The following is an 11,507-nucleotide window of genomic DNA, read 5'->3' on the forward strand; positions in this document are numbered from 1 at the left end:
TTTTCTACATTTTGATGTTCCAAAATCGCAGCACGATGTAGTAAACATCGTTCCTTTCTATACTTTCAAACTGCCCGTGCATGCGGGTCATCATTCGTCTGATACTTCGTTCACCAAGTCCATTGCTTTCCGGCGTAACCTTTGTCTCTTTTATCGCATTGCTGACATGGATCTCAAAGATTTCTTGATCGGATAAAAACGTGAGATTGATATCCTTTTTAGGATCTGCGTATTTCCGTAAATTGGACATCACATTATCAAATACTCGGCCAAGCAGTTCGACATTCACATTGATATAGCTGTCAGGCAGCTCTCCTAAAAGATGAACCTTAAAGTTCTCTTGATGCAGGATGGCCACCTGATCTGACAGAAGATCGTAAATCACCTCTTTGACTGCAACGGTCTCAAGCTCAGATTCATGTTCTTTATCCAGCAGAAAATAGGCAAACAGATTGTCAGACAGATTTTTTAATTGCAGTGCTTTCCCGTAGGCACTCGCTATATATTGATCTTTATGGGTATCCGCTCCAGTCTCCTCTTTTTTCGCAAACTCCAGATTCATCATCAGCGACGTCAGCGGTGTCCTCATATCATGGGACATTTCGGTGACCAAGCTGCGGCTCTCTTCTTGCAGCTCATCAATGGCTTGAAGCTTGTCCAAAAAGGCTTTACGCAGATCCTCAATACTTTTGGCAATCATCGCTAATTCATCATGCCCTTTTACCGTCATTTCATAGTCCAGCTCTCCGCCTTCAAGAATATGAATCTCTTGATGAATCGTTTGCAGATAGCGCAGACTTTTGCGAATACCGAGAAGAACAATGAGTAGAAAAATAAGCGTCGCCCCGAGCAGCTCGAGTGTAAAGGCAAGATCGTGGTAGCGAGATGAAAAGAAACCGTCCACCATGACGCAGCCTTTACCGTCGCTAAACTGAACCGGATATGAATGATGCTCAGCGTACTGGGTCATCCTTTCTTTTCCGTACGCCGATTCATCGTCAGCGGAATAAATAGAGTCATATTGTAGCACCTCATCCTTGAAGATAGTCAAATTAATGTAATTCTCTTTTTTCACCCACTCGCCAAACGCTTTTCGATCCGTTGAGGACAGCTCATTCTCAGACACGTAGCGGCTGAATTTTTGAATGTACTTGGCTGACTCCTGCTCGTAATACTCGTCTGAACTCAAATATCCATCGATCAAATCATTGGTGATCTTTTGCAGCGTCAAAAAGACAATACCACTCACGATTGTAGCCATCAAAATCAGCAGTGACAGCTTTTTGGCCAGTGTATATTTACGATGTGCCAAATCGGTATCCTCTTCCCCATTCAGTTTTGATATATACAGGACGCGCAGGATCATCTTCAATTTTGGCACGAAGCTTTCGAATATGCACCATCACCGTATTGTTGGAACAATAGAAATAGGGCTGTCCCCACACGCTTTCATAAATATTTTGAGCAGAAAATATTTTGTTTCGCCTGCTCATGAGCAGCTTTAACATCCGATATTCTAGATCAGAAAGCTTAATTTGCTGGCTTTCTTTCCATACTTCATTAAATTCTTCACTTACCCTCAGCTTGCCCCCGACAAGAAACGTATCTTCCTGCTCCTTTTTTTCCTGATAAATGGTATATCTGCGTAATTGTGCAATGACTCTAGCATGAAGCTCATCTTCTGAGAAGGGCTTTGTCATATAATCATCCCCGCCGGCAAGTAATCCTTCAGTTTTATCGAAAGTGCTCGACTTGGCTGTCAGAAATAGAATCGGAACGTTAGATGAGGCTCTTATGTGTTGGCATGTTTCGATGCCTGAGAGCCCCGGCATCATCACATCTAAAATCACCAAATCGAGCGAATCCTCCACAAGCTTCAATGCTTGCTCGCCATTCATCGCTCTTAGCACCTCATATCCTGCACGTGTAAGGGATTCCTGCAGAAGGTCACCAATATCCTGATCATCTTCTACGACTAATATTCGATGGGTCATGTCTCTCACCTCATGTAATGTGATGCTCTTTCTTTTATGTCTTTACTATATATCATCTAGCTATATGAAAAGATACAGCATAAACCTTAACAGTTTATGAATTTGATCATCTGCCATCAATTCGTCACATTCATTTTCAAAAAATTGGATCTTCATAAATTGTTAAGAATTGGGCCGTATATTGATTCATTGTAAGGATCGATGAATTGATCCGCATTACATTTATCATAACAAGAAAAGGAGCATGGATATGAATGCAAACAAAGTAGCACACGGACAACCGATGAGTCTGCGCGAACGGGTTCATTTCTTGGACATCGTACGAGGATTCGCCTTAATGGGGATTATTCTAGTCAATTACTTTTTGATCGTGGATTCAGCCAAGGGATTTGACATGCTGTCAAATGATGTTTTTCACAATGTGGTGAATTGGTTTGCCTCGGGGAAATTCATTACACTGTTTTCCTTTCTATTCGGGGTTGGTTTTATGATTTTTATGGACCGAGCTGCTCAGAAGGTGGACAGCCCGAACAAGCTGTTTGCCCGCAGATTAACCATTCTCTTAGGATTTGGCCTTCTGCATTTGACCTTTGTTTGGATTGGTGACATTTTGGCCTATTATGCAGTCTCTGGCTTTTTATTGCTTTTCTTTTACAAACGCACAGCTAAAACCATCCTATACTGGCTGATTACACTATTTGTGATTCAATTGCTTACACCTTTTTTCACGATGCTGTTCAATACCATGAACACAGCATCATCAGCCAAGCCGGATTTTGCTGATTTCGAGCTGACCAGCCACAACAGTCTGACTTATTTAGCATCAATTAGTGATCGGTGGACAGATATGGTCACAATGGCTTCCAGTTCTTTTTCCACCGTCTATTCTATGTTTTTCATGTTTTTACTTGGTGTGTATTTTGTGAAAATGAAGTTTTTCAAAAACATGGAGGCGAAAAAAGCGATTTGGAATCGCATTTGGATCATTTTTGCTATTGCTTTTCTCATCACCCAAGGCAGTACGATCATAACAGCGGTCAATCCTTTTGAAAATACACTCTGGATGAACATAGCCTCTGCCCTTGAACAAAACGGCGGATTAACAGGCAGTATGTTCTATATGAGTACACTTGCGATGCTGTTTCTTCACGTCCCTCAGCTGCGTGGTGCTTTGATGGTCTTTACCAAAGTTGGACGGATGTCATTGACCTGCTATTTGCTTCACTCCATCATTGGCACAATGCTATTTCTGAAATATGGAGCCGGACTTGCCGATCATCTTCAGCCGGCTGGCACGTTCATGATTGGACTCGGGGTTTATGTCTTCCTCTTGCTCTTTAGTACATTATGGTTAAAGCGGTTTAAATACGGTCCGATGGAGTTTATCTGGCGTCAGCTGACGTATGGGAAGGTTGATGATCAACCGAAAACAAATACCTTTCATGCGGCGAAGTAAAAAAAAGAGGCGAATTGCTATAATTCGCCTCTTTTAATATGTGGAGTTTTTTGTGATTCAGAGACAATTCGTTTACTTTCAATACTGATCAATCACTTCTCGCAATTGATTCAAATAACTTTCTTTCAATTCATCTGGGTATTCAATTTTCACATGTTTCCCAAAAGACATCAAATAGTGTGTCATATACGATAATTCTTCTTGGTTGTACCCACCCACAATATAAGGAATCTGATCAATGATCTCCAATCTCATATTTGGGTAATGATGCTTCAAAAACTTTTCTTTTCCTTGTTCCGTTAATCGACATTTAAATGAGATATCATGATAAGTTTTTTCGTACTCGAGCTGCAGTTCTTTTAATTCATCCTTCGTAAATGTGTCTCTCATTTCTTCTTCAATCATCATGTCCTTCATAAAGTCACATCTATAGATGCCCCACTTTTTATTTTGAACATCATATGCTTGAGAAAACCAAATGCCATTTCGATAAAACAACTCAAGAAATTGCAGCCTGATCCATTTATTTTCATATTGAGTGTACGTCATCTTCACGATTTGATCTTTCATCATTGCCTGTAAAATCAATTCCAAATGATTTTGTTCACTAACTGGTGCGACATTATAGTAATGAATCACATCCAAAGTCTCTGTAATCATTTGCTTTCTCTCATCAGACATTGTGGCAAACAACTTTTGCCGAATTTGTGAGTAGGATTTTTTAAATGGTGTTGCTGACACCAGGTCTAGCGCTTTAAGAGCGAAAAAAATAGCTTGGACTTCTTCAATATTGAAATAAATAGGAACCAATGGAGATTGATTCACCAGTCGATATCCTCCGTGTCTGCCAGGTTCAACGTAAAAAGCTAAACCCATTGACTCCAGCTCTTCTATATCTCTTAAAGCCGTCCTTTTAGAAATGCCGAATTCGGACTGTAAGTCCTTTAACTGAAAAGAGTGTTTATCGCTTAAAAAAATAAGTTCTTGGTTTAATCGTTCTGATTTTTTCATTTGTTTTCCCTCTTAAAAAGGTGCCTTCTTTTGTCACCTTTATCATTTATACTCAGCTTATCAAAAGAAAAGGAGCATGTACATGCAAACATTAATCATTAACGCGCACCCAGATTTCACTCATCGAGAAAGTTATTCAAACAAACTGCAAACACTATTTTTAAAACAATTTAAAGAAAGGTTTCCTCATGAGGAACCAACCATTTTACATTTATATGGAACTGAAATTCCTCGTATCGAAAAAGAACAGCTGCTAGGAATTTGGGATAAGCAAGCATCCAAACAAGCATTAACGGCTGCCGAGGAAAAAATCGCCGCTGCTTCATCTGCTTTATTGGCTCAATTCAAAGCACATCATCGAATTGTGATCGTGTCACCTGTTCATAATTTCAATGTGACTTCACGAATGAAAGATTATATAGATAATATCTTTATTGCGAGAGAAACGTTCAAATATACAGAAAATGGTTCTGTTGGTCTGATGACTGACGATTATCGTGTACTTTTACTTCAAGCAAGCGGCTCAATTTTCACAAATCACGATCGATATACACCTCTGGAATTTTCACATTATTACCTAAAAGAAATATTTCAAAACTTGATGGGGTTTCATCAATTTCATATTGTCCGAGCACAAGGAACAGCGATTTTAGAACAAGATGCGATCTTACAATCTGCATCTGATGATATGACGAAAACCTTAGAGAAGTTTTATGCACCTAATTAATTTCTATTTTTCAAAAACAAAAAGACCTAAAACGTATGTTGTCAACGTTTTGGGTCTTTTTTACAATTTTCCATTTCGACAATATTGTTTGTTATTCACGTTCATACTTTGATTCTGATTCACACAGTGATAACATTGTCCTTCCCACAATGCCATATTCACAACACCCTAAGCTATTGCCTTGCCAACCAGTCATTTGAACATTCTATCAAAAATATTTGTTTTCTATCATATCAAGAGCCAATGTTCTAAACTGACGATCATCAATTCCTTGTCGTGCCTAATACCACAGGTGCTTTTAGCAATATTACATAAAACACACCAATTGATGGATGTTTTAAGGTATAATCAAAAAAGAGCCTAGGCTATTGCACTAGCCCAAGCTCGTTCCACCTCAAAGGAGGTGAAAAATATGAAGCTATCCACTATTATCCTCATCGTGATAGCTTTGGCTCACTTGATTGTGAGTTTAATCACTCTAATCAAGTAAGCTACACTTCATAAAATGGTCCTTAATTGGGCCATTTTTTGTTTGTCCTCCGCCTTCTCTAATTAGAAGACATCATCGGATAAGACTCACTAGTCTCAATATATGTTATTTGTTATTTATTAAAGCAATACTTACGCTTTATTTCACCTCCAGCTTCAAAAAACAAACTGTAAAGGCATCATTTTGTAATTATTTGTTGCGCCTCGAGTATAATCTTTCGTTTAATACCGCCATGCTCCCGCCTTCTCTCCGCCCTTTATCGATGGAAAATGAACAGAAATACAAGAGAAGATGTGTTTTAATTGCAATACTTTTGTTTAATCTATTATGCTGTGTTTTATGGATAATTTTTATTTTAATGCTCTAATTCATTGCAATGGTTTTATTTTAAAAAAGTGTAGTAAGATTCATTTAACATAATTGCAGATTAACGAGTATTATGTTAAATGACGTATATCTGGATTATAACACAAAAACACAAATAACATATATCTATATACATGTAGATGGGTATGTGTAATTTTTTAATTAGTGACAAGTTTAAGGTCGTTAACTCAAGAATTACAAATACATTTCTTCAGCATACGCAACATCACTTTTATTAATGGTCTCGAAAGCACCCTTCCACTCATCAAACAAGCATTCAATGGATATTTTAGCTGTACGCCCATAAATGTCCTTAAATAAGCGTTGACCTTGAAACATGGATTCAAGCATATTTTGTTTTCCTCGCTTGGTTCAAGGTTCATCCATTTCAAGTTCTTCACGTTCGTTTGGTTCGTCAAAGGCGAATGCTACACCAAAGTTCCCAGTGTCATCTTCATGAAGTGCGTCCTTAGTGGATTGAGAGACAAAGAACACAGCATTGTTGTAAGAACACCCAATACGTCTCATTTGAAGCTCTACTTTTTACCCTGTGGTGAAGCTGTAAATATCCATGCTTCATCAATAAATTCCGCTGTTTTTTCTTCTACATTCATTCCAAAAAGCTCGCAAAACTTACCAAGCGCAAACATGACCGCACTTGATTTTAATTGTGACTTCGCGAAATTTTCTATACGTTCCCCAAAGTCTAGTAAATCCATATTTTCAACTACCAAGATAGTAATTCATTCACTAAGAGATAGTGAATGATTAGAACCATCATGAACAAGCAATTTCATGATACTTCCTGTACAATCTTAAATAAATAATCTCCAGCTTTTATGAAATGCAATGCTGCTTCTTCATGCCGCTACAATTTAAAAATGCCATGCAGCCATCCTACTTGATTCCCACGTTTTATATTTATTATGCGTCTTATAACATTTTGAACCGTCAGAAGCTTGTTAGTGTTCTGTAGGTGAGCCCACATCATCATCAATCTAAGAACAACTCCCCAAAAAGAAAAATTGTGCTAACTTGTCATATAAATCTCATTTTTCGTTTTGGGGTGTTTTATAAAATCTTTCAGTTGGTGTGCAACGGCGGGATCACAAGCACTGCGATTTCATTTCAATTACGACATTCTTTATTTATCCCACATTCTCAACTGCTAGTAAAACTATTTTTTATAACCAATGCTGCCGTTTCACTCGGATGGCTAAGAGGAAAATGATGGCCGTATGGAACAATATCAACTTTTCCAAGATGCGATGGAAGATAATAGCCTTTGTCATACTCCCCCCAAATCATATGAAGATTATCCTTTGTTACTTCATTGATTGCCCCTTGATCGTTTTTCAATAGTAAATGATTAAGCTGAACCGTCGTATTTAAAATTCTAGGAGACGTAAAACTGTTTCTGATTTTTTCAATATAATGTTCAGGGATGCTTTCCGTCCTTTCAAACAAACCATTACTTAATAAATAACGCTCTATCATTTTAGGAGTTGCTAATTTTAAAGACCATTTGTTCATCCATTGAGGAACATTTAGCGATTTAGCATTTTTTTTGGAAAGTGGCGGCTGAAGTAAAGTGATTGAATACTTCTTATCTATGTACCCTTTCCCCAGTGCTTCCAGTAGAATAAATGCACCGAATGAATGGCCGATTAGATGTGCACCATGAGCCGCTTTCTCCAATACCTTTTTCACTACATTCAAATAGATATCTAGAAGATGTTTCTCTCGTTTAAATGGGGAACGCCCCAAACCTGGAAGATCCAAGATCCATACAGGTTGACCCGTTTTTTCATGAAGCTCTTGTGCTAAAGGGAATAAATCCTCTCCATCACTCAATAAACCATGTAATAAAATAAACGGTTTCCCTTCTCCTTGTAATTGGTAAAGGGTGTTGTTATCGCATAATGTTCGCTCAAATGTATGATGACGCTCACCATGTTGATCCATCATGCGATAATCCAGATCAGCTACTACGGCAGGTAAAAAGTTCATGACGCTCGTCTTCTTAAACCAATCTCCTCCCATCATTTTTTTCGTTGAAGCATTTGGAAATGTTCGTTTAGTCATAAAATTGAGTCCATCAGAAGGAATGTTTGTTATTTTACTGACTCCACTTTTCATCATTGTTTTCATAAGCGGCATTGGGACAGAGATTTTTGGTGCCCTCATATTCATACTTTCCGACATCACACTTAATAATTCAGCAATGTTCTGATCATGCTCTTTGTCTTCAACAAGTGTAAATGTTTGAATAGCCGGCTGCTCCATCCTGAAAACCTGCACAATAAACTTCGCAAACATATCGTTTGAAATCAGTGGCAGCCTATATCCTTTACCTCCAGGAATCACTGGCATGAGCCCTCTTCGCATACTCTTTACAAGCAAACCTAATCCTGCTATCTGCTCTGTACTCCCTGTTTTACTACTACCGACCACAGTTGGCGGATTAATGACAGACAGCGGATAACCTATTGCTGATGCCTGTTGACGGATATAAAGATCTGCTAAAAATTTTGTTCTCTCATATGGATTTTTTATTTTCAAATAGTTGTTTCCTTCTTTAAACACATCAATTGTAACCTTGCTATTTTGATCATCAAAGGGACTCATATAACCGACAACATGAATAAATTGATGCAAGCCCTTCGATTGATGAATACTTTTAGCTAATTCACTCATATGTTTGGCGCCATTTAAAAAGACGGAAGCTGCCTCATTACTTGTCGCTTGAATATCCATGGGGCCTCCTGCGTGAATGATCACATCCGTTTTCAATACCCTTTCCTTATCTTCAGCACTTAGACCTAAATCTATTTTCGTCAAATCACCTTCAACAAAGTGCATCACTGACTCTTTTAAAATGCCTCTTTCTTGAAAAATGCGTGTCGCTTTACTTTTCGACCTCACTAAAAGAAGAATGTTCACATCCTCTTTGGCTAATTCTTCGACTAATTGCTTTCCGATAAAGCCTGTTCCACCAATTAAAAATACTGTTTTCATATGAAGGCTCCTTTTTAGTACTACATAGTACTAATTTGATGTAAAAAAAATGCTTCTTTATCGAAGCAAGTTAAATAAATGATCTGCTGTTTTTGTGATGACAGTGGCATCCTTCAATGTTTCTGAAATAAATAACGCTCCTTCAAGATTTGTAATAAAAAGTGATGCCACCTCATCAATCTGAATCGTATCTCTGAATTCCCCGTTCTCTACACCTTGTTTCAGTAATAGAGAAACTTTCTTTTGTAATCCTGTAAAAAATAAACCTATTTTTTCTTTTATTTGCGTGGCCTGTACAGGACTTTGAATATAAAGAGTAATAAATGGACAGCCTCCCTGATACTCTCTCGACTGGACGCCTTGTGATAATTGCTTTAAAAACATTTGGATACGATCTTCAACTGAAAATTGGGTCTGAGACATTACGTCATCAATTGCAGATTGATACATGTCAATCCAATAATCAACGACCCCTTCTAATAATTCTTCCTTATTAGAAAAGTGATAATACACATTCGACTTTGACACTTTGCTTACACGTACCAATTCATCCATACTTGTATAAGCAAACCCTTTTTCCAAAAATAATGTTGCAGCTACTTCAAGTACACGCTTTTGATTCATTAATTTTGCCTTTGTCATAATTAGAACTATACAGTACTAATTTAAATGTTGCAAGTATTTATTTTGAATAAAGTTGATCTGAACCTCGAAGTTGTTGCGGCCTTAAAGGTAAAATCATTTCTCCTTTAAAAGGTTCATAACAAATGTTGTGAGAGAGTATTTCAAAGAAGTTTGTAAAAGACATGCATTGAGACATAGCCATGCTGTAAACATTTTGAATAAGAACTATGTATGGGGAAAGGTTAAGACATTCTAGTATAAAAAACAACCGCAGACACGTATCTCCATGTCACCCAAAAATTGAGGACCAAAGGAAATGTATCTGCGGTATGTTCAATAATTAAATTTTGTGGGCGCTTTGTGGGTGCTTAATATAAATATAACATCTAAACAACTTTAATCCCCGCTATATCAACGGTTAACCGATTGAACCTTCCATTTCAAACTTAATCAAACGGTTCATTTCAACGGCGTATTCCATTGGCAGTTCTTTTGTGAATGGCTCGATGAAGCCCATGACGATCATTTCTGTTGCTTCTTCTTCAGAAATTCCGCGGCTCATCAAGTAGAATAGCTGTTCTTCTGATACTTTTGATACTTTTGCTTCGTGCTCTAATGAAATGTTGTCGTTTAAGATTTCATTGTAAGGGATCGTATCAGACGTTGATTTGTTATCCATGATGAGTGTATCACACTCGATGTTTGAGCGTGCACCTTCTGCTTTGCGTCCGAAGTGAACGATTCCTCGGTATGTGACTTTACCGCCTTGTTTGGAAATCGATTTCGATACGATCGTTGAAGATGTGTTTGGTGCAAGGTGAATCATCTTCGCACCTGCATCTTGGTGCTGACCTTTACCTGCTAGAGCAATACTTAATGTCATACCACGAGCGCCTTCACCTTTTAGGATGACTGCTGGGTATTTCATTGTCAGCTTAGAACCGATGTTTCCATCAATCCATTCCATTGTTGCATTCTCTTCACATACTGTACGTTTTGTCACAAGGTTGAAGACGTTGTTTGCCCAGTTTTGAATCGTTGTATAACGGCAGTAGCCGCCTTTTTTGACGATGATTTCAACAACCGCACTGTGAAGTGAGTTTGTTGTGTAAACTGGAGCTGTACAGCCTTCTACGTAATGCACATGTGCGCCTTCATCAACGATGATCAGTGTACGCTCGAACTGACCCATGTTTTCAGAGTTGATACGGAAGTATGCTTGAAGTGGAGTATCTACTTTTACGCCTTTTGGTACGTAGATAAATGAACCACCAGACCATACAGCCGAGTTAAGCGCAGCAAATTTGTTGTCAGTCGGAGGAATGACTTTTGCCCAGTGCTCACGGAAGATGTCTTCGTTCTCTTTTAATGCGCTGTCTGTATCTTTAAACACAATTCCTAGATCTTCAAGATCCTGCTTCATGTTGTGATACACAACTTCAGATTCATACTGAGCAGATACACCAGCTAAATATTTTTGCTCTGCTTCTGGGATACCAAGCTTATCAAAGGTTTGTTTGATTTCTTCTGGTACTTCATCCCAAGAACGCTCAGAGCGCTCTGATGGCTTTACGTAGTACGTAATTTCATCAAAGTTTAATGCATTTAAATCTCCGCCCCATTGTGGCATCGGCATGTTGTAAAAGTGCTCAAGAGATTTCAAACGGAAGTCGAGCATCCACTGAGGCTCTTCTTTCATACGAGAAATTTCTTCAACGATCTCTTTTGTCAGTCCGCGCTCTGAACGGAAAATGGAAACGTCTTTATCAGAAAAGCCGTATTTATATTCACCAACATCTGGCATTTTTTTAGCCATCCATT

The 11,507-nt window shown here is 38.3% G+C and carries 8 protein-coding genes and 1 pseudogene; 2 read left to right on the top strand and 7 right to left on the bottom strand.

Annotated features, from left to right (window positions below):
• Window positions 1-4 precede the first annotated feature (4 nt).
• Together NSU13_RS15060 and NSU13_RS15065 are read right to left on the bottom strand one after the other, a co-directional pair.
• Window positions 5-1,312, bottom strand: coding sequence for a HAMP domain-containing sensor histidine kinase (locus NSU13_RS15060; RefSeq protein ID WP_342489601.1), 1,308 nt, complete (start codon window positions 1,310-1,312; stop codon window positions 5-7).
• A complete protein-coding gene (locus NSU13_RS15065; RefSeq protein WP_046313279.1) occupies window positions 1,299-1,994 on the bottom strand; it encodes a response regulator transcription factor in 696 nt (231 codons plus the stop codon). The genes NSU13_RS15060 and NSU13_RS15065 overlap by 14 nt, the downstream gene beginning before the upstream one ends.
• Window positions 1,995-2,244: 250 nt before the next feature.
• Here NSU13_RS15065 and NSU13_RS15070 point away from each other — a divergent pair, with 250 nt between their 5' ends.
• Entirely contained in the window at window positions 2,245-3,450 is a 1,206-nt protein-coding gene (locus NSU13_RS15070; protein WP_342489602.1) for a DUF418 domain-containing protein, read from the top strand.
• Window positions 3,451-3,528: 78 nt separating this feature from the next.
• Here the strand turns inward: NSU13_RS15070 and NSU13_RS15075 are convergent, their stop codons facing one another.
• On the bottom strand, window positions 3,529-4,461 hold the full coding sequence (locus NSU13_RS15075; RefSeq protein ID WP_034280828.1) for a WYL domain-containing protein: 933 nt from the start codon (window positions 4,459-4,461) through the stop codon (window positions 3,529-3,531).
• An 82-nt stretch (window positions 4,462-4,543) separates the two neighbouring features.
• On the opposite strand from NSU13_RS15075, the gene NSU13_RS15080 reads away from it, so the two are divergent.
• Window positions 4,544-5,188 carry an NAD(P)H-dependent oxidoreductase gene (locus tag NSU13_RS15080; protein ID WP_342489603.1) on the top strand — a complete coding sequence of 215 codons (645 nt, stop codon included), beginning with the start codon at window positions 4,544-4,546 and terminating at the stop codon, window positions 5,186-5,188.
• Between the two features lie 1,051 nt (window positions 5,189-6,239).
• Here NSU13_RS15080 and NSU13_RS15085 read toward each other — a convergent pair.
• The 4 genes and pseudogenes from NSU13_RS15085 to sufB all read right to left on the bottom strand — a co-directional run bounded on the left by NSU13_RS15085 (window position 6,240) and on the right by sufB (window position 11,502).
• Window positions 6,240-6,763, bottom strand: a pseudogene (locus NSU13_RS15085) (ATP-binding protein).
• Between the two features lie 442 nt (window positions 6,764-7,205).
• On the bottom strand, window positions 7,206-9,062 hold the full coding sequence (locus NSU13_RS15090; protein ID WP_176967229.1) for an alpha/beta fold hydrolase: 1,857 nt from the start codon (window positions 9,060-9,062) through the stop codon (window positions 7,206-7,208).
• A gap of 57 nt (window positions 9,063-9,119) precedes the next feature.
• Window positions 9,120-9,686, bottom strand: coding sequence for a TetR/AcrR family transcriptional regulator (locus tag NSU13_RS15095; RefSeq protein WP_176967228.1), 567 nt, complete (start codon window positions 9,684-9,686; stop codon window positions 9,120-9,122).
• A gap of 418 nt (window positions 9,687-10,104) precedes the next feature.
• Window positions 10,105-11,502, bottom strand: a complete 1,398-nt coding sequence (gene sufB / locus NSU13_RS15100) for a Fe-S cluster assembly protein SufB (RefSeq protein WP_007500362.1) — start codon at window positions 11,500-11,502, stop codon at window positions 10,105-10,107.
• Window positions 11,503-11,507 lie beyond the last annotated feature (5 nt).

The organism is Bacillus sp. FSL M8-0049 (genome assembly GCF_038593355.1).
In the GTDB taxonomy this organism is placed as follows: Bacteria; Bacillota; Bacilli; order Bacillales; family Bacillaceae; genus Bacillus; species Bacillus safensis.